Origin of the sequence: Mycobacterium sp. 134 (genome assembly GCF_048282715.1) — a bacterium.
In the GTDB taxonomy this organism is placed as follows: domain Bacteria; phylum Actinomycetota; class Actinomycetes; order Mycobacteriales; family Mycobacteriaceae; genus Mycobacterium; species Mycobacterium septicum.
In genome coordinates, this window is sequence record NZ_JBLVUN010000006.1 from 45578 (window position 1) to 70529 (window position 24952).

A 24952-nucleotide genomic window follows, 5' to 3' on the forward strand; every position below is an offset into this window, starting at 1 on the left:
GAATCGACCACCTGGGGTTGATGCGCCCCCGAGGGCCGGATAAGTTCCTGGGGGTTGTTGGACCAGATCTGGCGCCAGATCTGTTTGGGGAACGCGGTGAACGCCAGCAGATCCGCCCGTGCGGCTTCCAGGTGCTCGGCGGTCTTGGGCAGCTTGTCGGCCAGGGCGTCGATGATCCGATCATATTGAGCCTCAACGGATTCTGCGTCGGGCTGGTCGAACACCGAATGCAACAGCGTCTTGACCCACGGCCACGAGGCCTTCGGGGTGACGGCCATGAGGTTGGTCGTGTAGTGGGTGCGGCAGCGCTGCCAGGCCGCCCCGGGCAAGGTGGCGCCGATCGCGGCGACCAGCCCGGCGTGCGCATCGGAGGTCACCAGCTTGACCCCCGACAGGCCGCGGGCGGTCAGCGACCGCAGGAACGTCAGCCAGCCGGCCCCGTCTTCGGCGGTGGTGACTTCGATGCCGAGGATCTCCCGATAGCCGTCGTTGTTGACACCGGTGGCGATCAGGGCGTGCACGTTGACCACCCGCCCGCCCTCGCGGACCTTGAGGACCAGCGCGTCGGCGGCCATGAACGTGTAGGGGCCGGCATCGAGTGGGCGGGTGCGGAAGGCCTCCACGGCGGCGTCGAGTTCCTTGGCCATCACGCTGACTTGGGACTTCGACAGCGACGTGATCCCCAGGGTCTCGACCAGTTTGTCCATCCGCCGCGTCGAGACTCCGAGCAGATAGCAGGTGGCCACCACGGTGGTCAGGGCCCGTTCGGCGCGTTTGCGCCGTTCCAGCAGCCAGTCCGGGAAGTAGGAGCCCTGGCGCAGCTTCGGGATCGCAAGATCCAGACTGCCGGCACGGGTGTCGAATCGGCGATGGCGGTAGCCGTTGCGGGAGTTGGTGCGCTCGGTACTGCGTTCGCCGTATCCGGCGCCGCACAGGGCGTCGGCTTCCGCGCCCATCAGGGTGTGGATGAACGTGGCCAGCAGCTCGCGCAGCACATCGGGATGGGCGGTGGTGAGTCGTTCGGCGAGCACCGCGGGCAGGTCGATATTGTGGGCAGTGGTCATCGCGTCGGTTCCTTTGCTCGAGTGACTTTGGACGGTCCCTCGAAGAATCACGCGATGACCTTCAATCAGTCGGCTACGACACGCCGGTACCGCTGATCAGGTCCGACTCGTACACCACTCTGCTGGACGCAACCTGCGCATCCGCAGGCGCAGAGATGCATCACGGTGGCGTACGGCAGCGACACGTAGAGGACACCGGCGTCGAGGTCGGCGGGGATGAAGTCGACGAACTCATGGGTGAAGCGATCCGTGGGTAGCACCGTCACTGGTCCTCGTTGGTGATGTCGTTGCCGTCGCTGGCGTAGAGGCTGAAGTGCTCACCTTCGAGGTCGGCGTAGATGCCGACGTGACGCTTCCACCGGTTGACCGCCAGGGCAGCGTTGAGTGCGTTCATGTCGACGATTTGCACGTTCTGGCCGTAGAGATCGGCGGCGGCGACGGAGGTGGGGAGCCGCTTGCGGTCGTCCCAGAGGTGATCTCGGTGGCCGGGAAGGCTGCTGGTGATGCGGACCTGTCCGCCGATGCCGCGCTCGGCCAGGTACAGGCCCATCCCGACGTCGAGCTGGAAGGCGAGCACCTCACCTGGCTGCGAGATCTTCCGATCACTGCTCTCCAACTCCGCGGTTACCTGCCCACCACCAATGACCGGCGGGAGCTTTACCACGCCGCCTTGGCCTTTTTCGGCGTCGCCAACCTGGCCGCGTGGCGCCGCATATGGAGTCGCCCAGTGGCCTCGTTCAAGCGGGCGAACACATTCACCAGCCACGCCGAGTCGGTGGCGTCGTGGATTCGGATCGGGGAGCTCACCGCCCAGCATCTTCACGCCGAACCCTTCGACAAGGACGGATTCCGCACCGCACTCCATCACGCCCGCACACTCACCAGAACCGACGACTTCCTGCACGAACTGCAAGGCTTATGCGCTGCCCAGGGTGTTCTCGTCGTCTATGTCGCAGAGATCGACAAATGCCGCATCAGCGGAGCCACCTGGTGGTCCAGCCCCACTAGAGCGGTCATCGCTCTCAGCGATCGCTACAAGACCGAGGATCAGTTCTGGTTCTCGTTCTTTCACGAGGCCGGACACGTTCTCTTGCACTCGAAGAAGGAGACCTTCATCGACGACGGCTCCGAGAGCGACGACATCGAAGACGCGGCCAACCGATTCGCGGCCAACACCCTCATCCCCCCGCGGGAGCAACACCACCTCGCCGCACTGACCACGACCACCGAGGTGGAGGCCTTCGCCACACGCATCGATGTCAGCGAAGGGATCGTCGTCGGACAGCTCCAACACCGCGGCCTATGGGAATGGCGAAAAGGCAACGGGCTCAAACGCCGCTTCGACTTGACACCCACCTAAGACACGCAGCGAGCTCGCAGTCGAAGAATCCCTGGTAGCGGACGTCAACCGACGACGAGTCGATCATGCGTGCCTCCTACCGGTGGGCGGAGTGCTTACCGGGTGCCACCTCAACCCTGAGGAAGCGGTGGCACCCGGCATGCTCGCCTACGCCGAGATCATTCCGTGCGGGTCGATGATGAACTTGTTGGATGAGCCCTGGTCGAAGATCGCGTAGACGTCCGGCGCCTCGTCGAGGCTGATGACCTTGTTGTTGAGCATGGGGCTCAGGTAGGGCATGCGGTCCCACAGGATCGCCATCATCAGTTCGCGGTGATAGTGCATGATCGGCGCCTGCCCCGCCGACACGCGCGGCGACTTGATCCACGCCTTGCCGAAGTCGAGCGGGAAAGTGCCTTCTTGCCGGCCTCTGTCGGCGCCAGGGGGTCAGGTCCGTAGACGCCGATGACGCCCGTGGCGCCGCCGGCGCGAGTGGCCTCCAGCACCTGGTTGATGGCAGCCTGCGGCTGAAGGTCCTCCGCCTCCTTACCGATGCCGTGCGCTTCGGAACCGACATAGTCCACGGCACAATCGACTTCACGCTCGCCCAGGATGGCCTCGATCTGGTCGGGCAACGGAACGTCCTTATTCAGATCGATCGTCTCGCACCCGTTGTTCTTCACCAGATCAAGCCTGTCCTGGTAGTAGTCGCCGACGATGATGCAGGACGCACCCAGCAGCCGCGCCGCCGCCGCACCACAGCGGCCGACCGGACCGGCACCGGCGATATACACCGTCGAGCCAGGCTTGGCGCCCGCCTCCATCAGGCCATGAAAGGCCGTGGGCAAAATGTCCGAAAGCAGGGCGAGATCAAGGATCTTCTCCATCGCCTGGTCTTTGTCCGGGAACCGCAACAATTGGAAGTCGGCGTACGGGACGAACAGGTACTCGGCCTGACCACCCTGCCAGTCGCCGAGGTTGAACCCGTACGCGCCGCACGCGACGTCGGCATTCGTGGTCTCGCAGACATCGGTACGGCGCGCCTTACAGTTGCGACACCGCCCGCAGGCAACGTTGAACGGGACCGAGACGAGATCACCCTCGGTGAGGAACTCGACGTCGGAGCCCACTTCGACGACCTCACCGGTCATCTCGTGGCCCATGACCATCCCCTCGGGCACAGGAAAAGAGCCTCGGAAGATGTGCAGGTCGCTGCCGCAGATGTTGGTGGCGACCATTTTCAGGATCGCGCCATGGGGAGCCTTCTTGCCGTTGGGCATGACCAGTTTCGGATACTCCAGCGAATCGACCCGCATGTCCCCCGGATTGTGGAAGACGACTGCGCGATTACCTTCAGCCATGGTTGTGAACCTCCTTGCAGCACAATTGATGTGCTGATGTGACGGTCAGTCGGCCTGGTGGCGAACTGTCCTGTCAGCGTATGCAGGACCATGCATCGTGTCGGTGACCGCGCGCGCCACCGTTATGACAATCCGTGCCAAGGCGTCAGTCGGCGAGTTCAGCGGCAAGATACGCGGCGGTGGCGCTGTCCCGGTATGCCGCGACCTCCCGCGGGGTACCGGCGACGACGATGCGGCCACCGGCGCCCCCTGCGCCGGGTCCCATGTCGATGACGTGATCAGCCTGGGCGACCACCCGCATATCCAGTTCGGCGGCGACCACGGTGTTGCCGGCGTCGACGAGCCGGTGCAGGTGTGCCAGCAGCCGGTCGGTGTCGGCGGGATGCAGTCCGGCGGTGGGCTCGTCGAGCAGGTAGAGCGTGTCACCGCGGTGGGCACGCTGCAGTTCACCGGCGAGCTTGACGCGCTGCGCCTCGCCGCCGGACAGTTCAGTGGCCGGCTGCCCGAGCCGCAGGTAGCTTAGCCCGACATCGCACAGCGCCTCCAGAGCTTGCAGCACGGCGGGTTCGCCGTCAAAAAACTCCCGGGCCGCCGACACACTGAGTTCGAGTACCTCAGCGATGTTCTTGTGCCGCCAGCGGATCGCGAGAGTCGCGGGGTTGTAACGGGTTCCGTGGCAGTCGGGGCACGGGCTATAGACGCTGGGCAGGAACAGCAACTCCACCATCACCCAACCCTCCCCTTCGCAGGTCGGGCATCGTCCGCCGCTGACGTTGAACGAGAACCGTCCGGGTTTGTAGCCGCGCTTCTTGGCCCCGGGGGTGTCAGCGAAGAGCCGGCGAACGTGGTCGAACAGCCCGGTGTAGGTGGCGATGTTGGATCGCGGTGTGCGGCCGATCGGCTTCTGATCGATGCACACCACCCGCCGCACACCGTGGGGGTCGCCGAGCACCTCGCCCGAGGCGGTGACCTGCGTGGCCTCAGTGAGCAGGTCGTCGTCGCGGGCGTCGTCGAACCGCACCGGACGGCCGAGGTGCTCACCGACGATCTCGGGTAGGGCCTGGGCGACGAGGCTCGACTTGCCCGACCCGGACACCCCGGTGACCGCGGTGAGGCAGCGCAACGGCACCGATACCGACAGATCATGCAAATTGTTGCGTTGCACACCAGCGAGTTGCAGCCAGTCACTGCGCTCCCGCGGTGTGCGCGAGGCGACGCGGGTCTCGTCGCCGAACAGATAGCGGCGGGTGACCGAGTCGGTGACATCGGCCAGCCCGGCCGGGGGACCGCTGTAGAGGATCTGGCCGCCGTCCAGCCCGGCGCCGGGCCCGATATCAACCAGCCAGTCCGCCGCGGCGATGACATCCAGCGAGTGCTCGACGACGAAGACGCTGTTGCCGCTGCGTTTGAGGCCGGCCAAGATGTCCAGCAAGGCGTCCCGGTCGCGGGGGTGCAGACCGGCCGACGGCTCGTCGAGGACGTAGACGACGCCGAACAGTTGTGACGAGAGTTGCGTCGCGAGCCGCACGCGCTGCAGTTCCCCGCCCGATAGCGTCGGCGTGCTGCGGGCCAGGGAGAGGTATCCCAGTCCCAGATCGATGAGCGGTTGCAGCCGCTCCTGCAGCTCTGCGACCAATCGCTGTGCAGCGGCGCGCTTTTCGTCTGACATGTTGGGTGTTTGCCGGACATCTGGTGCCGCGGCATGCGCGGAACCCCCGGCCACGACCCGCGCGTTGACCGCCGACTTTCGTGTCTTCTGGTTCAGGGCCGCACCGGAGGTGGCCGGCTTCCACCGCGGGCTGAGCACCCTGGCGCACAGCGCGGCGAGCTGGTCGAGGGTGAGCCGCGACAGCTCGGCGATGTCCAGACCTTCGAATGTCACCGACAGCGCTTCGGGTTTGAGCCGCTTTCCGTGGCACGCCGGGCATGGGCCGCTTCCGACGAATTGAGAGACCCGTTTCTTGACCGCAGCGCTCTTGGTGTTGGCGAACGTGTCGAGGACGTAGCGGCGGGCACCGATAAAGGTGCCCTGATAGCTGGGCTCCATATCGGCTTTCACGGCGCGTCGAGTTTCCGCCGGGGTGAAGCCCGCGTACACCGGCACCGTCGGACGCTCCTCGGTGAACAGAATCCACTCGCGGTCCTTGCGCGACAGCGTCTTCCACGGAGCGTCGACGTCGTAGCCGAGCGTGGTAAGGATGTCGCGCAGATTCTGCCCGTACCAGGCCGGCGGCCATGAGGCGATGGCACGCTCACGGATCGACAACGACGGGTCGGGCACCATCAGTGCTTCGGTCACCTCATACACCCAGCCCATACCGTGGCACGTCGGGCAGGCACCCTGCGGGGTGTTGGGCGAGAAATCCTCCGCGTAGAGCATCGGCTGGTCCGCAGGGTAGGTGCCCGCACGCGAATACAGCATCCGGACCAGACTCGACAGCGTGGTGACGCTGCCCACCGACGAACGGGTACTGGTACCACCGCGCTGCTGCCGCAACGCGACCGCAGGTGGCATCCCTTCAATCGAATCGACATCCGGGACACCCACCTGATCAATCAGACGCCGCGCGTACGGCGCCACCGATTCCAAGTACCGCCGCTGGGACTCGGCGAAGAGCGTGCCGAAGGCCAGCGATGACTTGCCCGAACCCGACACCCCGGTGAACGCGACGAGGGCATCACGCGGCACCTCCACGTCGACGCCGCGCAGATTGTGCTCGCGGGCACCGCGCACCCGAACTCTATTATCTGGCTCCACTACTCATCTCCTCGTCCGACGAGGCTAGCAATGGCGGCGGGACATCCCACTGTCGATGCGTGCCACAACCCTGACGTCCCGTGCCAGTTTGGCCCGCAGAGGATGGCCGGGCTGCGCATTCCTTTTGAAGGATGCTGCGGGCCCCTCCACAAGATGCACGCCCGGCGAGGTGCTGCGCTCGGTGGTGCTGATCTGACGAAGTTACGGCGACGGATCGAGCCGGTCCTGCACGTCGCGCTACGAGGTGCCTCACCTAATTGTGAGCGCGAAGGGTGAGCTGGTGCCTCACGCATAATGAGCGCGTGGGGGCTTGCGTTACTTCGCCGTGGCCAATCGGTTGATTGACGGTTGCAATGCTTCCAGGTCGAGGTGGCGGGCGGCGGTGAGGGCCTCGGTCTTGGCCTGGGCCAGATCCAGGAGTTGCATTTGGATGGTGTTGATCTGCCGGGTCAGATCGGCCGGGTTGATGCCCTCGATTCGGTCGGCAACGTTCGAGAGTTGTTGTGCTTCAAGGAGTCCTGATGCTTGCAGGCGTTGCCACGGGGTGGCCGGCTTGTCGTAGATGCGCTTGCGGCGACCGTTTGCGGTGGTGGTGTAGCCAACGGGTTTTTTGGTCGGGGTGAAGAAGTTCAGGCGCAGCGACACCAGCTTCCACAGCCGGTTGAGCAGCTCTAGCTCGTCGGGGGTGTCGTAGCGCCAGTAGAACGCGTGTTTGCGCACCACATGGTGGTTCTTCGACTCCACATGCGCCTGGTCGTTCTTCTGGTACGGCCGCGAGCGAGTCTGGGCGGCATGGTGCGCAGATGCGCGGTCACGGTTTGTCCGGTGCCCTCGAACAATCGGTGCAGAGTGCGGCGGGACACACGTGGCAGCCGACGGCGATCCGGTCCACATCGAGGTCTGGGTAGCCGAGGTGGTGGCGCAGGTAAGCAAGGGCCCGCTCGCGCTGCAGCAGGAGCGAAAGGTCTTGTACACCTCGAGTTCTCGCTGCGTAGGCGAGCAAGGAACTGGCCAGGTTCGCCCCGTACGGGGCCAGCAGGCCGGCTCCCTCCGGGTCGGTGGTTTGCGTAGCAGCCAAACTTTGGAAGAACGCGGACACTGACGAGAGCGCCCCGTCCACGGGGATCTCCACCGCGAGCAGATCAGTACTAGGCCGCAAGCCGGCGTCAGCGAATGCACGCTCGGCCGGTAGATGAACCACGACCTGCTCGTACGGATCGCGGTAGTCCAACGAAAACGGCCGCGCGCTGGCATAGATCACCACCCGGCCAGGTCGGACTTCCGCGCTGTGGCCAGCCTGCGTGACGACTCCCGTGCCACGGCTCTGAAACAACGCGTATAGGTACTCCGCTTCGGCCCCCCGGGATATCAGAGTGCTGCTTCGACTGACCTTCTCGCCGCTGGCCCGCTTGACGGACAGCGCAAAGTCACCGTAGTCGGCATAGCTAATCTCGCCGGAGAAACTCCGATCATAGGGGCTCGGCGCAACATCGACGTAAGCCTGGCGTCGCACCGAGCGCCAATAGTCGACGGCGGCGTCAGCGTCGACCGCGTGGGTGGACCACGTCGCAGTTTCTGGAGACGTGGCCGCATCGCGCTCAGGCACTTTGTCGCCTCCCTCCATCGCTGAATCTATGCGATAGCGCCGCCAGACGCGTTCAGGATTGCGCCCACATTGTGTGGGAGTGCCCCGCCGGATGTGCGCAAAACCTCTGTTCAAAGGTGCGGGGCCGTAGCTGCTGCGCCCCCACCACGAAGAAGATCGAGGTTTCCCCGGGTGCAGTTCCAGCGCGTCTCGCTTCTAAAGAAACGAGACACGGTTGAGGCGCCCACTCCCCCGTCGCATCGCCCCAGGTGGAACCGTCTCATATCTCGTCTCACACAGCGTGTCTCGCATCTTCCCTGTCGCCGCCAGGTGAGACAGTGAACGAATGACAGCCATTCTCGGCTACGCCCGAATCAGCACCACCGGCCAGGACCTCACCGCTCAACGCAACGCCCTCGCAGCAGCCGGCGTCGACCCGGAACGGGTTTTCACCGACGAACTCTCTGGAGCGGTTGGCACCGCCCGTCCTGGTCTCGCTGCGCTGCTCGACTACGCCCGAAGCGGAGACACCGTTGTGGTGGCCGCTATTGACCGTCTCGGGCGCTCCGCTGCCGAAGTCACTCGCACTATCGCCGACCTCGACAAGCGAGAAATCGTGCTGCGCGCCCTCCGCGAGGGCATCGATACCGCAACTCCCACCGGCCGTGCCGTCGCTGCCATCATGGCGACCCTGGCTGAACTGGAACTTGAACTCGGCCGTGAACGACGCGCCGCCTCACGTGAAGCCCGCCGATCGCGCAGCCTGCCAGCCACTAAACCGCCGAAGCTCAGCGCCGCACGCCAGGAACAGCTATGCCGGCTGGCAGCCACCGGTGAACCGGTCGACGAGCTCGCCGCTGCATTCGGCATCGGGCGTGCGACCGCGTACCGATATTTGAGCCGGAGTCGGGCCACGTGAACGAGATCCCGCGTATCCCAGCACCAGGTGGTGACGATCCTCGCATCGAGCTGATGCACAAGGTGGCAAGGCTCGAATCTCAGTACGCCGATCGAGTGGACGAGACGGAGACCGGCTGGATGACGGTGGTCAACGTGGCACTTGATCGGTGGCGCACGTCGTGGCAGGAGCAGACGTCGACACCGGAACTAAACCCTGAGCTGAGCAGGAAGTTTCGAGTCTGTTTTCCGCTGGCCGCTCATGCGTTGAACCACGTCGAGGCCGCGGTAACTCTGCATTCATCATCTCCCTGGGTGGCCATGTCTTGTGTTCGGATCGCGTTCGAGCACGCTCTGACTGCGCAGTGGGTCTTATGGACCAAGGACGGGGAAGACTTGCTCGCACAACAGATGTCACTACAGGATCACCGACGGTCGAGTGAGTTCATTGACGCAGTCGTACGGGCCGCCGCCGATACACCCAACCTGGCCGAGTCCGCCGCTCTGGCCGAAGAGTTGAGTGAGTTCCTCGGCGAGAAACCAGTCTCGGTCTGGTCGGTCTTCAACCTTTGCGAGAGGTTCTCATCCACTCGCTTGCTCTATGGAATTTACCGCGATCTATCGCAGGCAGTCCATCCGACGTATGGACTCGTCCGGGCGCACTTCGACATCACGCCTCCCCCGGAAGTTGTTGTGGGCCCTATAAGACCGTTCGGGGCCGAATTGGATTCGCCGGAACTGATTCGCGGTATGGCTGTTTCAAGTTTGTGGGCGCTCTACGTCCTCGAAGTATCGAGAGCTGGGCACCCGGACGCAGCCGAGGTGCTCCGCTTAGCCTCGATCCGTGGACTTGAGTGATTGATGTGTCTGCCGTGGCTGGTTGTCGTTTGGTGGGCTTGTGAGCGTGACGTAACCGCTGGTCTGCCCAGCTTTTCCCTGTGCGCTCCGGTAGGGGCCTATTCGGCCAGGTGGTCAGGTGGTGGCGGTGAGTGGTGGGCTGTGGCCGATGGTGTTGCGCCACAGCGTAAGCCAGTGGTCAGCCCAGGGCCAGTGGCTCGGTAGGTGCAGAAGGGGTCGGCGTTGCGGTCGGACCAGGCGTGCGGGGACGGTGATGAGCTTGCGGCGCAGTGTGGCGCCCCGGGCGACTGCGTGGGCTCCACCGGCCAGGACGCCGGCGGCGCGCAGCAGGTTGTGGGCAATAGCGGCGCACAGGATCCACGCCGAGTTCGCTCCGAAACGTCCCGAAGGCATGTGAGCCAGGGGTCCATCGATCAGGTCGGCGAACACGGTTTCGATGATCGCGTGGCGGCGGTGGGTGATGTCGGCCGCAACGGTGGGTTCGTCGGTGTCGGTGAAGAACGGGTGATACCGCCACACCGGAAACAGCGCATCAGGAAAGCGGGCATCTTTGACCCGACGCACGATCAACCGGGCGGTCATCGGGTTGTCGGTGGAGGTGAAGGCGGTGTAGGTGGTCTCGGCGACTTCGGCATCGGAGATCCAGGCTCCCGTGTCGGGATCACGGACCGCTCCGGGGTATTCCACTGCAATCCAGGCGCTCTCGTCGATGGACTCGATGGCTGCAGCGACGGCGCGGGTCTTGGTCAGCACCAACGAGAACTGGGCACCGGCGCGGCGGCAGGCTGTGGCCACGGTGCTGTTGCCGTAGGCCGAATCGCCGCGCACCACAATCTGGCCGGTGACCCCGGCGGTGCGGGCGGTGGCGACGGCTTGGGCGATCATCCGGGCCGCACCCTTGCCGGAGTTGGCCTTCCCGGCTCGCAACCGGGCGCCGGTGATCACCGGCGCACTCGTGGCGGTGCTGATCGTGGTGACCAACGGCGACAGGCCCTTGCGCAGGATCTGCTTGCCCGCGATTTTGGTGTGTCCGTAGGAAGCACCTTGTTTGGCGTGGCCATAGACCGGACGCAGCAGTGAGTCGATGTCGAGGAACGCGCGCTCGTCGGCGCCAGGCAACAGATCGACCCGCGCGCAGAGTCCGGCCAGGTGCTCGCGCAAAACCGATTCGAGCTGGCGGGCGTGTCCGAAAGTAAACTCGCGCAACAAAGTTCCGATGGTCGAGGGTGCATACACGCCGCCGAACAGTGTCTTCATCCCACCTGCCCGCACCAGGTCGAGATCGTCAATGCAGTCCGCACCGGCACACATGCCCGCGATGACTGTGCTCAGCTTCGGTGCCGGGTTGGCCGCCCCGGACTTGATCCTCGGCTCGGCAATGACCACCTTGTCACGTAATAGCTGCGGCAAGGCAGTCTGGGCCGCCAGGGTCATCACCGGGACCAATCCAGCACAGGACACGAGATGGTCATCATCGAAGACCGCCGACGACACAGCGAAACTATGGGACACTTTCACCGGAAGTGCCTTTCTGACCTGGACTGATTAGTGCGTCGAGAACACCAATCTTCCCAGTTCAAAGGGCACTTTCCTCATTCCGACACCCTGCGACCAGCCGATACATCGGTGGATCGAGGCTTAGGCGAAGAAGCCGGGTTGCCCGTCGACCTGCGCGCCAGTGATCTCCACCCGCACCTCCAACCTGATTACGTGGCGGTCTTCATGCCCGCGGGTAGCCCTGGCGCACGCCGGATTAAGTTGACGCCGCCTTGAGCGGACCTCCGGGTAAATACATACATGTTAACTTACATACATGTTTCCTTACATGTAAGTGCACATGTAGACATGTAAGTAGTAAGATCGCAGCCATGAATGTTTCCGCCGCTGGGCAGTGTGAAATCGTGGCAGTGGCGCTGCAAAAGGGAGGCGTGGGAAAGACCACAACCACGATCAACCTGGGTGCCAGCCTCGCCGCGATGGGGTTCCGCGTTCTCCTGATCGACATGGATCAGCAGGCCCACAGCACCAAAGGCCTCGGCGTCGACCTCGGCGCCGACGATGCCTCGATGTACGAGGTGCTGCACCCGGACAGGGCAATGCGGGTTCCGCTGCCAACTGTCATCAGGCCGAGCGAGTTCGGCATCGACGTCGCGCCCGGCCATCTCGCGCTCAAGGAGCTGGAGCGCACAGGGCTCGGTTCAGGCGGTCAGCTGCGGCTAGCCCGCCAGCTCGACGACCTCGAGGGCTATGACTTCGTGCTGATGGACTGCCCGCCGGCCTTAGGGGAGTTGACGACGGCGGCACTGGCGGCTGCCGATTACGTCTTGGCGGTCCTCAAGGCCGGCCCCGACGAAATCGACGGCCTGGTCGAGTTGGGCAACGCCGTTCTCGATGTCCAAGAGACGCTCAACCCTGACGTGGAAATCCGTTACGTGCTGCTAGCTGACTTCGACGGCAACCCGAAGGCCAGCAAGGACGTGCGCAGGCAGTTACGCACCGATTGGGGGGAGTGGTCCGCAGGCGGGGCGTACCTGGGTGAAATCCCGCATACCGTGCGGGTGGTGGAGGCCAAGGGGAAGCGCATCCCGGTCCAGGTGCATGCCCCCACCTGTACGGCAGCAGTGGCATACCGAGAAATCGCCGAACGGATCGTGGCGAGGCGGCAAGCAGCATGAACGCCGCATCGAAACCCAGTGGCTTGGAGGTGGGCTCCACCAGGCCCTTGTCTCGCGCAGAGCGCCGGGCACAGGCCGCCCGGGTCCAACCCGAACAAACCCCTGCGGCACCGGCAGCAGAGGCCACATCGCCGCAACCGGACGATGAAAATCCGCCTCCCCGACCCGCGTCGGCGGCACCGACACCGAACCAGGACCAGGAGTCGGCAGAGCTGGCAGTGCGGTTGAAGCCCCGGCAACGCAAGGCGAAGAACCCGTTCGCGACGCAGCTGCACTCAGGGACGTTGGCGCGACTGGAATGGATCAAAGCGCGCGGATACGTCATCACCGACACCGTGGACGATGCGATCAACACCTACCTGGACGGTGCGGGCATCCCCAGGCCAGACCACAACGACCGCATGCCGTGATCAGGTGAGGTGTCAGGACCCTTCATCAGCCCGTAATTGCGGTGAACGTGCTGGTAGCAGCTGTTCACCCCTAGGGACTGCACGGTAGGTAACTACCGTTTCTGCCCATGCACATCTACGTCGATGAGACCAAGCAGCGCGACTACCTGCTCGTGGCCAGCGTCCACGTCTCGACGGATCTCACTGGACTGCGCCAGATGGTGCGTGGGCTACTCCTGCCTGGGCAGCGCTACCTGCACATGAAGGATGAGAAAGACGGCCGCAAACGCACCATCGCTCAGGCCTTCGTCGATGCCGGCGTGCAAGCCACTGTCTACCGCGCCGGTCCTCAACACCGTAACGAACGCCAACGACGGTCAGCATGTCTACAAGCCCTCGTTGACGACCACGCCGGGCTGGGCGAGGCGCACATCATCCTCGACGAGGACGAAACGATGGTGAAGTTCGACAACCAGAAACTCATCGAATACACCCGTGCCGCCGGCTGTCGAGACACCTTGCGCTACGAGCACCAACGCTCCCACGTCGAGGCCCTGCTCGCCGTCCCTGACGCGATCGCCTGGTGCTGGGCGAAAGGCGGGCCCTGGCGCACTCTGATCGCTCCAGCGGTCACGGCCATCCGCGACGTCTGACCAGGCCCGAGAAAGCGCAAAGCCCGAGCGCCACGGTCGTCCGGCCGGGTCTCGGGCTTACTTCCTGAAGCTCAACGCAACAGGCACCACGAATAATACGGGCACAAACGTCCGTCTGACAACAATCAGCGCTTTTGAAGCAGTCGCGTCCCAAAGCGCAATTTGAACCAGTCGCCACAAAAACAGCCATTTTGGCCCACCCGAAACGAACAAACCGGCCCGAGTCGGTGCCGTTCAACGCTGTTCTAGAAACAGGCCGGGCACCCTAGGCGTGTCGCGCGTTTCCAAAACGGGTTTCGATGCGAGGGTGTGCAGTATGGCTCGCCCAAGCAAAGGTGACCGTGCAGCTCACATGGTCAAAACCCATCCGGCCGTCACCCAGCGCCTCGTCGAGAAAGCCGCCGCCGCGGGCTCCTCTTCGGCGACGCAGTATGTCGCGGACGTACTCGCCCTGTATGCCGGGCTGCCTCAGCATGTCCGCGAACTCACCAGCTCCTCAGCGCTAACCGTCCCGCGCGCGCTCCAGGCGCTTCGTGGCGATGTCTACGGGCGAATCATGGTCCGCCCGCATCGCGAGGTTTCTGAACGCCTCACAGCACAAGCACCCGGTCACAAAGTGCCGCCGCACATTGCCGACATCCTCTCCGTACACGTCGGGCTGCCCGAATACGCCCGCACCCTCGACCACGGCGAGGAGGTCTTGCCGCTGGCGATGTGACGACACCAGCGCCAGGCCTCAAATTTTGGCGACGACAAGGCCTTGGCAAATGTGACATCTGAATAGCCGGTGTGCGGACTACCCCGCTGACATGACGAAGGCCTCGCCGTAGCGAGGCCCTGTCGAGGTTTTGAAGCGAGTTAGCAGCTCGGTTCTGGGTCCGCACCCATCTCCCCGAAGGGACTGTCTTTGCCGGACAGCTCTCACGGTAGCGCACGCCTCGAAGCTGCACCAGATTCGCCGCGCGATCGGTGCGCAAACCGTGACCTCTCCATTGCCCGATCACGTCGGGCGAGCCGTGCGTGGCCCACGTCGCTCGGCGCATCTGTAGCTCCTACCGCTCCCAGCCCGCACGTAGTGCGCGCACTGGCCAACGAGCGACGCCGCGAATGGGTGCAGCGCGCCGGGGCGTGCGCACCGCGTGCACCGATGTGGACTAGTCGCGCCGGTTGGCTTGACGGTCTGCGCAACTGGGCGCACTCAGCGGCCTTGGGCCAGCTGTGCGCCGAGGAACGGGTGTCGATCACCGCGGCCACGCTGTTGTCGATCGCTGCGGTGATGGCCGAGCACGCCGATCACGCTACTGGCCGCCACGTCGCCGTCACACGGGCGACGATCGCGTCCCGGGTGGGTTGTGACGTACGCACGGTGACTGCTGCCTGGCGCGTCCTACGGGTGTCCCAGTGGGCCGTGGAGGCGCAACGTGGCCACGGCTCACCAGGCACCCCCAGCATCGGCCGGCGACCCTCGGTGTACCACCTGGTGCCGCGCCGCGATCCCCGTCCTGTCACGCGCCCAGTTGTGCATGATTTCCACCTACCGCCGTCAGGCGGCGTTGGTTCTTTTTCTCCCGTAGGGAGTTACTCACCAAGCGGGCGCGCAAGCGCACCCGCCCACAGAATTTCCGACAACACACACCGGCAAGCCCGGCCGTGGCATGATCGCTCAAGCGGCCGCTACCGCCCGTGCTGCCGGGGTCACCGGGCAGATCCTGGTGCGTGGCGATTCGGCCTACGGCAATAGCACCGTGGTCACCGCCTGCCACCGAGCAGGTGTCCGGTTCTCGCTGGTGCTGACCAAGACCGCCGCAGTTGCCGCCGCCATTGACGCAATTCCCGAGACCGCGTGGACCCCGGTGAACTATCCCGGTGCTGTGCGTGACCCCGACACCGGCGCCTGGATCTCCGATGCCGAAGTCGCCGAAACCACCTACACAGCCTTCGGTTCCACCAAGACTCCGGTGACCGCCCGGTTGGTCGTGCGCCGGGTCAAAGACGCGCGGTTCCTCGATGCGCTGTTTCCGGTGTGGCGGTACCACCCGTTCTTCACCAATTCCGACGAACCCGTCGACGCCGCTGACATCACTCATCGCCGCCACGCCATCATCGAAACCGTGTTCGCCGACCTCATCGACGGACCTTTGGCGCACATGCCCTCGGGGCGGTTCGGCGCGAACTCGGCCTGGATCCTGTGCGCCGCGATCGCCCACAACCTGCTGCGCGCCGTCGGCGTCCTGGCCGGAGGTGCCCACGCGGTCGCCCGCGGGGCGACACTGCGCCGCAAGATAATCACTATCCCGGCCCGCCTGGCCCGTCCGCAACGCCAACCTATCCTGCACCTACCAGCGCACTGGCCCTGGACAGAGCACTGGCTCACGTTGTGGCGCAACACCATCGGCTACAGCCCACCAGAAATCGCCACCACCTGACCATATGCCGAAAGGCCCGACCGGAGCGCACAGGAACAGCTGGACAGACCAGCAGATACCCCCTGCCCGCGACCAGGACCAGCCCTCAACAGCCCAGCGAGGCACACCTACCCCAATTCATCAGTGGATCGAGGCTAAACCACTCCGCACAGCACTCCCCCACACCCCTACCTTCATGGCCCGACCTGGAGGACCTCGAACCAGGCATCCGCACTGTCGGCGGCCCGCCACCCCACGAGGGCCTAGAACACCGCATTGAGCACGCCTTGGCGCAACTGAGCGCGGTCGCCAGGATTGCGGCAAGGCGGACCCTCCCCCGGCCACAGTTCCAAGCATTTCCCGCAGTCGATGCCCCCGGCGCCGCCTATACCCTCGACGCGGAGAACTCTCTCCACTATCGGTGCATGGATGTACTGACCGGTCAGCCAGGCACGCGTCAAACTGTCGACGCCGACGAGCTGGTGTACTGGATCGTCGACGACGCGGCTCGCGCGGTCGCCTGGAGTTTTGCCTACCGCTCCCCCGCCGCGCGCGGCACCGGCGCCGACACGCTCAAAGCGACCGTGGCCCTGCCATTGTGGGCCGCCTTCGTCAGTGCGCTCGACCCGCGATGGGGCTCGAAGACGCAGGCCACGATTGACGCTCTCCTGCACAACTCCAAACCCACCCGACGCGCGAGCTAACCACTAAATGCGCAGGTGAGGGCCGCGACGACTCAATCGCTGCACTGTCGTTTTCTAGGGTTCCCTCAGCACGAAAGTCGTGCATCAGAGGGAAGGAAACCCGACGTGACCATGAAGATTCGCAGCCCGAAGATTCTCGTTTTTGATGTCGCCCCCAGCCGCTTGATGGAGATGAGCGTCGACTACTACCGCGAGTGCCAGATCGCGGGAGCCGGCAGTGTCGAGGTCGACGTGGCCGACGATGACACCACCATCGTCTCAGCGACCCGCTACCTGCCCGCCGACGCCGACGTCGCCGCGGTCGTCCGCGACGGGGTTCTCCAAGTGCTCTGCACGCGCGCCGGCCGCGACCCGATCATCATGTGCGAGTTCCCTGCGTGGACGAACTACACCGTGCACCGCTCGCGCCGGTGAGCCGTGCACGCTGACTCGTTGTGGCGGCGCCCGGTCCTGTTCAGCGCTTCGGAACTTCGCGGCCATCCATAGCGATGAAGGCACACTCCGAGGTGGCCGGCGGGTCGTAGACCGTCCTGTCGCAAGTTCCTACACGTATACGAGCGGTGCGGGCCCATCCCCCGGTTGGCGCACGTTGAGCACTGCTGCGTCCCTACAAGCACCAGCTGCGGCCCACGGAGCGGATGCCCCCCAGGACAATGCTGCGGCGGGCCGGGTTCCGCATACCCGCGCCGGGTCCGCCGTAGCCTCGTCACAGCTCCACATTCTAGGTGCGTGCTCGAACATATGTGCGCATGCTTGGGTCTGCATCACGTGGTTCGCCGGCCCCTTCGGAGCCCCCCGGCCTCGGGCGGTGGGGGTTGAAGATCACCTGGGAAAACGCCGCGTAGGGCCCGCTGACGCGCTTTCGACACGTCCGCCATATGCCTGGCGCTGCGAGCGGCTACCGTTGGTCAGCAGCGACTACAGGCCGCAGTTTGTAATGTTGCACCTCCGAGCAGGGCTAATGTCACCTGCAACATTGCGCACAACACTGCCGACAACATCACGTCCAATATCAAGGATTACATTGCACGCGGCACGGTCTTGCGCTATTGGCTGTGATAGTGGCTCTGGTACATGCTGACACGCAGGCAGGTAATAGTCAGGGTGCTATCGGCTGTGCGGCGCGCCGCGATACAAGTTGTGCACGCACACACAGCGTGGTCGACTAATATCGAACGCAGCACATATGCACCTTGTCAGCGGTGCACACACGCACAGAAGGGGTGCGCGATATGCCAGACAGCACTGCAGGTGTTGCGACACGCAATGTCAGCGGCAAGCGGCGGGCAGGCGGCGCTGAGGCGCAGCAGCCCGGCATCGCGCTAGAGCGGCTCGGTGTCGCCTCGTCGCCGGCGCTGATGGAACTCCTGCCCCGCCTAATCGTCACGGTTGCGGCGTGGAAGGGGGGAGTGGGCAAGACCGAACTCGCCAAGGAGTTGGCGTTCCTGCTCGGCGGAGTCCTCGTCGACTTGGACTGGGACGAGGGAGGGGCCACCCGCGCGTGGGGGTACCGCCATGAGACAAGAACCACCGCACCTCTTCTTGACGCGCTGGAGGCTGGCCGCGTGCCACGCCCTCTCTCGGGCGGGGGAGTGCGCGCTGACCTCATTCCGTCGCATCCCGACTTCGCCATCCACCAGCCACCGGCTGACCAGATGGCCTCGACACTGGAGAAGTGGTCGCAGTCGCTAGGCCGACCGCTGGTGGTCGACACACACCCGGGCGGAGTGAGCTCCACGATGGGGGCGGTCGCGGCCGCACACGTCATCGTGGTCCCGGTCAACCTTGAGACCCGGGCGCTGAAGGCGACCGAGAGCATGGCCAAGGAATTGCAGGGAGGCTATCCACTGCTGTTTGTCATCAACCGCGTGGAAGCAGCCCCAGAAGCCGAACTTCGCCAGCTGGAGAAGCTGAGCGACACCTTCGACATCCCGGTTGGCCCCGTGGTTTCCAGCCACACCTTCCTCAAGCGGCGCAAGCTCACGATGGCGGTATGCGCCCCTGGTCGTTCCGGCGAAATACCCGCTCGGGCAGCTGGTTTCGTTGAAGAAATGCACGAGGTGGCGCGCAGCGTCCTTGACCTCGCGCTCAAGGCTCAACAGTAACGGGGGAGAGGAACACCCATGTCCGACGGAATCGCATCCCTGCGCAACCGCAAAGCAGAGCGGGCAGGGCGCCAAGCGCCCCCTCCCCGTCACCCGAAGCCGGCCGCCCCGGTCAGTGCTGATGCGGGCCCAGCAGATGACAGGCTCCCCAGCTCGTCGACCGCTGCTCCGGCCCCCGCCGAGGAGCCGGCAGTAACTGTCAGCGCGACGCCGCCGCGGGCTGCGCCGGCGCCTGCGCCCGCCGTCACCGAGACCGAGACCGAGGTGACAGCCGACGTGGATCACTCGCCCTCCCGGCGGGATCTGCCCGCGCTGGAGATTGATTGGACCGACCCGCTAATGCATGTCGCCTCACCGACGCGGGTCAGCGTCGCCAACTCCGTGGCAGCGCGATTCAAGGCCGTCGCCGACCAGCCAGGGTCGGCACCACAGACCGAGCTCATCATGGAAGCAGTGAGCAGCCACCTCGCGGATCTCCCCGAACTCGTGCTTGCCCGCCGACCCGAAGAGAACGCCACGCAGCCCCCTGGCTTTTTCGTCAGGCGCGCACCTGTCCAGAAGGCGGAACCTGTTGTGCCGGTGTACATGCGGCCCATTGCGGGTGAGGTTGAAGCGCTGCGCCGCATTGTGGACTGGGTGAACAGCATCATCTTGGCGGGCCACCCCGGGCGGCCAAAGTCGACGCGTTCGGAAATCGTCACTGCCGCCCTAGACGCCAGCTATCCGAGCACGCGCAGCCGCTAGCGCAACCCCACGCGCAACATCACCCCTGACAGAGGTAGTGATATTACCTATGACACCACCCCAGTGGCCACCCTACTATCCGACTGCCAAGCCGTCGCGGCGCTGGCTTCCGGTCGCCATCATCGTCGCGGCCATCATCATCGCCACCTCGGTAATCGCAGCTGTCCTACTGAGCCGCGGCTCCGACACCGCAGCACCCGCTAGCCCCGCTCCGACAGCTGCCCAGAATGCCCCAGCACAGGGCAACGCCACCGAGACCAGCTCGACGTGCGAGGCGTGGCCTTCCACTAAGGCCGCCCTGACGGCTATCCCTCAGCTGCCTCCGGGCTGGGATTGGTCGACGCCGAATATCGACACCTACATCGGGAATCGGACCGCTGCGATCGCCAAGGCCTTGACCTGTTTGAGCCGCAGATTTCAGCCGAGCCAGCCACTACTGCATCCGTCGCGCGGCAGTATGTCGCGGAGCGGCGTACTGAAATCGAGTTGCTGCGCAATCGCACGTACACGCAGGCCGATGGTGTGGCAGCTACGGCCGCGTCCGCACGGCTCGATGAGCTGTGTGGTGCCAGCTAAGCGATAAATTGTGCACGAGGCGCATCGGCGGCGCCCATAGGCTCGATGCATGAGTCTCCAGGACCAATACGCGCCTGAGCGGCCTCCGGTTGGCGGTGCCCCAGCAGAAGGCGACCGTCGCCGCGCCGGCACCTTCTTCATGGGGTGGTTGATTCTTGCGGCCTCGATGTCGTTGGCCGGCAATGTTGGACACGCGCTGCTCATCGCCCCGTCCGAAACACGATGGCTGGCCGCACTTGCAGCTTTGGTACCGCCGATAGTTCTTCTGGCAGCGACTCATTCGGCAACTTGGCTGGTGCGAGCCCGTTCCGTCGGCTGGGTGTATTGGGTAGCGCTCGCGCTCACGGCAGCATTGGCACTGGGCTCGTTTGCGCTCTCGTTCGACGCTTTGCGCTCTCGTTCGACGCTTTGCGCTCCTTCGCAGTGATGCTGGGTATTCGCGAGTCCATGTCGTGGATCTGGCCGGCGGTGATCGACGTCGCTATCGCGCACGCGACTCTGTGCCTGCTGTCACTCACTAGACCCAAGCGGCCCAACGCATTTGCCCACGGCCGCGAGCAATTGGCTACGGCGTCGGCCACGACGACGACCGCGGCCGTGAAGGCCGGCCCCCGGCAGGCCCAGCCGGTTACGGCGGGCGAGGACCGGGCGCAGCAGGTGCCGCCACGGCCTTCGGTGCCATCGCCCAGTTCGGTGCCACAGCCCATTGAGAGCCTCACCGAGCACGCATCCGACAGCCCTGCGCGCGTCAGGAATGCGGTCCCGGACACATCGCATTTAGCCTCGATCCACCGATGAATTGCCTGTGTAGGTGGGTGTCGATATAAGGAAAGTGCCCCTTGAGCTGGGAGGATTGGTGTTCTCTACGCATCAATCAGGCCAGTTAAGAAAGGCACTTCCAGTGCAAGTGTCCCACGGGTTCGCTGCGTCGTCGGCGGTCTTCGATGAGGATCATCTCGTGTCGTGCGCCGGACTGGTGCCGGTGATGACACTGGCTGAGCAGACCGGCCTGCCGAATCTGTTGGCTGACAAGATCTTCATCCCCGCGCCGAAGATCAAATCCGGGTCAGCGAATCCGGCACCGAAGCTGGCCACGGTGATCGCCGGGATGTGCGCCGGCGCCGACAGCATTGATGACCTCAACATCGTCCGGGCCGGGGGCATGAAAACACTCTTCGGCGATGTGTACGCACCATCAACCATCGGAACCCTGTTGCGGGAGTTCACCTTCGGACACGCACGCCAACTCGAATCAGTCCTGCGCGAACACTTGGCCGCCCTCTGCCGGCGCGTTGAGTTGCTACCCGGATCCGACAGCGGTGTGTTCATCGACATCGACTCCCTGCTACGACCGGTCTACGGCCATGCCAAACAAGGCGCCTCCTACGGACACACCAAAATCGCTGGCAAGCAGGTCCTGCGCAAAGGACTCTCGCCGTTGGCGACCACGATCAGCACCCCCGGTGCGGCGCCGGTGATCGCCGGGATGCGGCTGCGGGCCGGCAAGACCGGCTCCGGTAAAGGAGCCGGTCGAATGGTCGCCCAGGCCATCACCACGGCCCGAGCGGCCGGGGTCACCGGCCAGATCCTGGTCCGCGGCGATTCGTCCTACGGCACCCGCGCCGTCGTCGGCGCCTGCCGACGCCATGGTGCGCAATTCTCGGTGGTCATGGGCCGCAACAGCGCGATCAACCGGGCCATCAACGCCATCGACGACGCGGCGTGGACACCGGTGAAATACCCGGGCGCGGTGCGTGATCCCGACACCGGAGAGTGGATCTCTGATGCCGAAGTCGCCGAAATCAGCTACACCGCATTCGCGGCCACCACAGACCGCTTCACCGCCCGACTGGTGGTACGTCGGGTCAAAGATGCGCGCTTCCGCGACGCCCTGTTCCCGGTCTGGCGGTATCACCCGTTCTTCACCAACACCGACCTACCAACCGCCGACGCCGACATCACCCACCGTCAACACGCGATCATCGAAACTGTCTTCGCCGACCTGATCGCCGGCCCCTTGGCCCACATGCCCTCCGGGCAATTCGGCGCCAACTCCGCGTGGGTGCTCTGCGGGGCCATCGCCCACAATCTGCTGCGCGCCGCCGGTGTGCTTGCCGGTGGAGCGCACGCAGTGGCCCGGGGAGCCACCTTGCGACGCACGATCATCACCGTCCCGGCACGGCTGGCCCGACCGCAACGCCGACCCATCCTGCACCTACCCAGCCACTGGCCCTGGACCGAGCACTGGCTCACCCTGTGGCGCAACACCATCGGCTACAGCCCACCCGCTACCGCAACCGTCTAACCGTCGCCGAACAGGCCCCACCGAAGCACACAGGAAAAGCTGGGCAGACCAGCGGCTACATCCTGCCCACCCCACAAACCGCCGTCAGAATCACCGTCGAACCACACCACTCAAGTCAGTCCACGGATTGAGGTTTAGAGGGGCCGCCGGAAAGCGCGGCGCTGGCCACCGACGGCGCGGCAGGGGCCCCGCGGCGGCCGGAGCGCGCGTTGAGCGTGGTTCCAGCTAGGGATTCTGTGCCGCAGCTGGATACCTCGTCGCGGCCTGCGGAACCGGACTCAGACACCGAATGCGCTGTGTCTGTTGAGCGTTGGCAACCGGTCGCCGAGTCGCTGGTTCGCGACGGCATCACGACCAAAGATCCCGACCTGATTGCCAAGATTCTGGCCGACAGCGCGGCAGGCACCCCGCCGAGCACCATCGGTCGCCGTCACGAGGTCCACCACACCACTGTCAACCGGATTCTTTCGGCCGCCGAGCAGCTCACCGAGGCCAGCACCGCAGCAGGGTAAGCGCCCGACGAGCCGATCACTCCGGCTCCGCGGGTAGGCCTCGCGCGGCGCGGACGGCGGCCTCGCGCCGGGCCGCGTCCTCGGCTGCTGCCGCTGCGCGGCGGTCGGCACTGCGCCGCCGGACGCGAGCGAGCTCGGCGAAGGCTTGCGTGTGCCCCGGACCTCCGCGGGCGCGCCGGCCAGCCTCTCGGGCCCGCCGGCTTTCGGCGAGTTCGGCCTGCATCGCCGCTCGTTGCTGGGCGCGCTGCTGGCGCTCGGCGTCGATACGCGCGGTTTCCGCGGCCGCCGGGCGATCGTCAAGACTGTTGTGGGCCAGGTGCCAGCTGATGATCGAGCGTACGAGTCCGATGGGTTTGTGGGGGTGGGCGGGAAGCCAGTGTCCACCGGCGCCCTGCCAGTCGGTGAGCAGCTGGTTGATGTCGTCACCGGTCCACCGGTGAGCTGCCAGCGCCGCCAGGGCGGGTGCCCAGCCGCGCGGTGAGTGCCGACGTGCCCAGCGCGGCGTTCGGCTGTCACGTAGCCACGCACAGGCCAGTAAGTACGCTTCCCGTGGCGGTGCCGCGCCGGCGAACGGCCCCGCCGGGCTCGTCTGGTCGATGCTGGGCGCGAAGCGCCGCTTTTGGTGTGGGCCGAATGGCCCCCGGCCCCGCCGGATATAACTTTTCTACTCGAAAAGGGGAGAAGAGAATCTAAAAGAGACCCCTTATGGGGGTGGGGTGACAGCAAGGTAATCCGCACGTCGTGCAGTGCCCAGACCGATGCCCAGCCGCGGTGGCGATCCCCGACGCGCCAGGAGGCGAACCGTTCGGTGCGGGTGCGCTGCCGGCCCCGGAGAACCTCGGTGGCCAGTCCGAGCAGTCGCAGCGCTGTGTCGGCACGTTGGACGGTGCGTACGGAGTAACCGGTGTCAGCGGCGAGGCGTTCGTTGGTGGGTCGACTGTTGCGTCCTGTTCCCCAGTCGGCGTAGCGGGCGCGGGCCTCGGCAACGCGCACGAGGGCGCGCAGCGAGATCGGGTTGCCCGGCATCACCGGGCGCACCTTCGTGTCGTAGTGGCTGTAGTAGGCCACCGGAACCGCGACCCGCGCCCAGCGCTGCTCGCCGGCAAGCCAGCAGGCGACTCCGGCGTAGGCGTCGTCACCGAGGTCGAGGTGAATGGCCGCGGGAGCTCGTCCGTTGGCTTCGTCGACGAGCTGGCGCAGCAGGTGTGCCGGCGCGACCGGCGTGGTGAGTCGACGGCGTGATCTGGTGCGGGCGGTGCCGCGGCGCGGCCGGGTGACCGTGCATCCTCGGTAGGCGCGGGGTGCGCGGCCTGGGCCAGAAAAATTGTGAACACGGGGCGCAACGATTGGTGCTACAAGTGGACGTGCGCTACCGTGAGAGGTGTCTTCCACGACAGCTCCCTAGTTAAGAGCGGCAGCAGTACCCGGAGTGGTTCCCGGACAACTTCAGATGGCGTTCACCCTCGGACTGGTACTCCGGGGGTTTCGCCGTTTCTGGGGGCTGCCGCGCGTTATTCAGATGTCAATAGGGCGGAAGCTGAGTCGGGGTGGTTAGTCCCTCGTCGGCATCGCGTCCTATGCGCTGGTCTGCAGCGGCAGCACCTCCTGGCGATCGAGTTCGCGGACGTGTTCGGGCAGGCCGACGTGCAGGGCTAGGAAGTCGGCAAGGTACTGCGAGATCGACGTGACGCCGCTGTCTTGCTGTAGTCGCCGAAGTCGTTCGGAGACTTGGGAATGCGGGCGCACCATGAGTCGCTCGTAGCGGCGTGCCACGACCCGCGGCTCGGTGGCTACCAGAGTCTGGCGGTTGAGTTCGCGGACGTGTTCGGGGAGGCCGACGTGGAGGGCGAGCACGTCGGCGACGTATTGCGAGACGGACGAGACTGCGGACTTGGCGACCAGCTCGTCGAGCTTGCGAGAGACTTCGGGGCGCGGGAGACACATGTGCGCGCCGCGGGGACCTTTGCTTGGCCGTGCCATGCGTCGCACTCTGCCAGGATGCGTCGTTACAGTAACCTCGAC

The 24952-nt window shown here is 65.2% G+C and carries 24 protein-coding genes and 3 pseudogenes; 17 read left to right on the plus strand and 10 right to left on the minus strand.

Going from position 1 to position 24952, the window contains the following annotated elements:
* Positions 1-5 precede the first annotated feature (5 nt).
* The 3 genes and pseudogenes from ACNQVK_RS03570 to ACNQVK_RS03580 form a co-directional block, all read right to left on the minus strand.
* A pseudogene (locus tag ACNQVK_RS03570) lies at positions 6-1064 on the minus strand (IS256 family transposase); the annotation flags it as partial.
* 65 nt (positions 1065-1129) lie between these two features.
* Positions 1130-1330, minus strand: a complete 201-nt coding sequence (locus ACNQVK_RS03575) for a hypothetical protein (RefSeq protein WP_047040998.1) — start codon at positions 1328-1330, stop codon at positions 1130-1132.
* The gene (locus ACNQVK_RS03580; RefSeq protein WP_131811434.1) at positions 1327-1728 is read right to left on the minus strand and encodes a hypothetical protein; all 402 of its coding nucleotides are present in this window, start codon (positions 1726-1728) and stop codon (positions 1327-1329) included. The genes ACNQVK_RS03575 and ACNQVK_RS03580 overlap by 4 nt, the downstream gene beginning before the upstream one ends.
* Before the next feature lie 63 nt (positions 1729-1791).
* Here ACNQVK_RS03580 and ACNQVK_RS03585 point away from each other — a divergent pair, with 63 nt between their 5' ends.
* Positions 1792-2424 carry an ImmA/IrrE family metallo-endopeptidase gene (locus ACNQVK_RS03585; protein WP_048896588.1) on the plus strand — a complete coding sequence of 211 codons (633 nt, stop codon included), beginning with the start codon at positions 1792-1794 and terminating at the stop codon, positions 2422-2424.
* A 147-nt stretch (positions 2425-2571) separates the two neighbouring features.
* Here the strand turns inward: ACNQVK_RS03585 and ACNQVK_RS03590 are convergent.
* The 4 genes and pseudogenes from ACNQVK_RS03590 to ACNQVK_RS03605 all read right to left on the minus strand — a co-directional run bounded on the left by ACNQVK_RS03590 (position 2572) and on the right by ACNQVK_RS03605 (position 8128).
* Positions 2572-3764: pseudogene (locus tag ACNQVK_RS03590) on the minus strand (alcohol dehydrogenase catalytic domain-containing protein).
* Positions 3765-3909: 145 nt separating this feature from the next.
* Positions 3910-6522, minus strand: a complete 2613-nt coding sequence (locus ACNQVK_RS03595; RefSeq protein WP_047041000.1) for an excinuclease ABC subunit UvrA — start codon at positions 6520-6522, stop codon at positions 3910-3912.
* Positions 6523-6837: 315 nt separating this feature from the next.
* Positions 6838-7266, minus strand: a complete 429-nt coding sequence (locus tag ACNQVK_RS03600) for a hypothetical protein (RefSeq protein WP_225507950.1) — start codon at positions 7264-7266, stop codon at positions 6838-6840.
* Positions 7267-7333: 67 nt separating this feature from the next.
* Positions 7334-8128 (minus strand): cupin domain-containing protein, encoded by a 795-nt coding sequence (locus ACNQVK_RS03605; RefSeq protein ID WP_157894412.1) that lies wholly within the window; start codon positions 8126-8128, stop codon positions 7334-7336.
* 325 nt (positions 8129-8453) lie between these two features.
* Here ACNQVK_RS03605 and ACNQVK_RS03610 point away from each other — a divergent pair, with 325 nt between their 5' ends.
* Together ACNQVK_RS03610 and ACNQVK_RS03615 are read left to right on the plus strand one after the other, a co-directional pair.
* Positions 8454-9026: a recombinase family protein gene (locus tag ACNQVK_RS03610; protein WP_043416436.1), complete on the plus strand. Its 573-nt coding sequence runs from the start codon at positions 8454-8456 to the stop codon at positions 9024-9026.
* Positions 9023-9862, plus strand: coding sequence for a DUF5677 domain-containing protein (locus ACNQVK_RS03615; protein WP_047041003.1), 840 nt, complete (start codon positions 9023-9025; stop codon positions 9860-9862). The genes ACNQVK_RS03610 and ACNQVK_RS03615 overlap by 4 nt, the downstream gene beginning before the upstream one ends.
* A gap of 114 nt (positions 9863-9976) precedes the next feature.
* On the opposite strand, the gene ACNQVK_RS03620 is transcribed toward ACNQVK_RS03615, so the two are convergent.
* Positions 9977-11380 carry an IS1380 family transposase gene (locus tag ACNQVK_RS03620; protein ID WP_025997282.1) on the minus strand — a complete coding sequence of 468 codons (1404 nt, stop codon included), beginning with the start codon at positions 11378-11380 and terminating at the stop codon, positions 9977-9979.
* Between the two features lie 350 nt (positions 11381-11730).
* Here ACNQVK_RS03620 and ACNQVK_RS03625 point away from each other — a divergent pair, with 350 nt between their 5' ends.
* From ACNQVK_RS03625 to ACNQVK_RS03685, 13 genes and pseudogenes are all read left to right on the plus strand, one after another.
* A complete protein-coding gene (locus ACNQVK_RS03625) occupies positions 11731-12537 on the plus strand; it encodes a ParA family protein (protein ID WP_047041181.1) in 807 nt (268 codons plus the stop codon).
* Complete coding sequence (locus ACNQVK_RS03630; protein WP_043416443.1) at positions 12534-12947, plus strand: hypothetical protein; 414 nt, start codon at positions 12534-12536, stop codon at positions 12945-12947. The genes ACNQVK_RS03625 and ACNQVK_RS03630 overlap by 4 nt, the downstream gene beginning before the upstream one ends.
* A gap of 107 nt (positions 12948-13054) precedes the next feature.
* Positions 13055-13579: a hypothetical protein gene (locus tag ACNQVK_RS03635; protein ID WP_043416444.1), complete on the plus strand. Its 525-nt coding sequence runs from the start codon at positions 13055-13057 to the stop codon at positions 13577-13579.
* A 352-nt stretch (positions 13580-13931) separates the two neighbouring features.
* Positions 13932-14297 carry a hypothetical protein gene (locus tag ACNQVK_RS03640; protein WP_234713725.1) on the plus strand — a complete coding sequence of 122 codons (366 nt, stop codon included), beginning with the start codon at positions 13932-13934 and terminating at the stop codon, positions 14295-14297.
* Positions 14298-15225: 928 nt separating this feature from the next.
* Positions 15226-16005, plus strand: a pseudogene (locus ACNQVK_RS03645) (transposase); the annotation flags it as partial.
* Positions 16006-16409: 404 nt separating this feature from the next.
* Entirely contained in the window at positions 16410-16688 is a 279-nt protein-coding gene (locus tag ACNQVK_RS03650) for an immunity 63 family protein (RefSeq protein WP_224863913.1), read from the plus strand.
* Positions 16689-16799: 111 nt separating this feature from the next.
* On the plus strand, positions 16800-17102 hold the full coding sequence (locus tag ACNQVK_RS03655) for a hypothetical protein (protein ID WP_224865614.1): 303 nt from the start codon (positions 16800-16802) through the stop codon (positions 17100-17102).
* 818 nt (positions 17103-17920) lie between these two features.
* Complete coding sequence (locus ACNQVK_RS03660) at positions 17921-18793, plus strand: ParA family protein (RefSeq protein WP_224863914.1); 873 nt, start codon at positions 17921-17923, stop codon at positions 18791-18793.
* Positions 18794-18811: 18 nt separating this feature from the next.
* Complete coding sequence (locus tag ACNQVK_RS03665; protein WP_047041163.1) at positions 18812-19537, plus strand: hypothetical protein; 726 nt, start codon at positions 18812-18814, stop codon at positions 19535-19537.
* A 625-nt stretch (positions 19538-20162) separates the two neighbouring features.
* Positions 20163-20540: a hypothetical protein gene (locus tag ACNQVK_RS03670; RefSeq protein ID WP_074328210.1), complete on the plus strand. Its 378-nt coding sequence runs from the start codon at positions 20163-20165 to the stop codon at positions 20538-20540.
* Between the two features lie 20 nt (positions 20541-20560).
* Complete coding sequence (locus ACNQVK_RS03675; protein ID WP_330221145.1) at positions 20561-20911, plus strand: hypothetical protein; 351 nt, start codon at positions 20561-20563, stop codon at positions 20909-20911.
* A gap of 103 nt (positions 20912-21014) precedes the next feature.
* Positions 21015-22418 (plus strand): IS1380 family transposase, encoded by a 1404-nt coding sequence (locus tag ACNQVK_RS03680; protein ID WP_011768002.1) that lies wholly within the window; start codon positions 21015-21017, stop codon positions 22416-22418.
* 296 nt (positions 22419-22714) lie between these two features.
* Positions 22715-22930 carry a hypothetical protein gene (locus ACNQVK_RS03685; protein WP_053079399.1) on the plus strand — a complete coding sequence of 72 codons (216 nt, stop codon included), beginning with the start codon at positions 22715-22717 and terminating at the stop codon, positions 22928-22930.
* A 16-nt stretch (positions 22931-22946) separates the two neighbouring features.
* Here ACNQVK_RS03685 and ACNQVK_RS03690 read toward each other — a convergent pair whose 3' ends face one another.
* On the minus strand, positions 22947-23153 hold the full coding sequence (locus ACNQVK_RS03690; RefSeq protein WP_418028590.1) for a hypothetical protein: 207 nt from the start codon (positions 23151-23153) through the stop codon (positions 22947-22949).
* A gap of 548 nt (positions 23154-23701) precedes the next feature.
* Here ACNQVK_RS03690 and ACNQVK_RS03695 point away from each other — a divergent pair.
* Positions 23702-24172 carry a hypothetical protein gene (locus tag ACNQVK_RS03695; RefSeq protein ID WP_418028591.1) on the plus strand — a complete coding sequence of 157 codons (471 nt, stop codon included), beginning with the start codon at positions 23702-23704 and terminating at the stop codon, positions 24170-24172.
* A gap of 333 nt (positions 24173-24505) precedes the next feature.
* On the opposite strand, the gene ACNQVK_RS03700 is transcribed toward ACNQVK_RS03695, so the two are convergent.
* Complete coding sequence (locus ACNQVK_RS03700; RefSeq protein WP_043416455.1) at positions 24506-24910, minus strand: hypothetical protein; 405 nt, start codon at positions 24908-24910, stop codon at positions 24506-24508.
* Between the last annotated feature and the right edge of the window lie 42 nt (positions 24911-24952).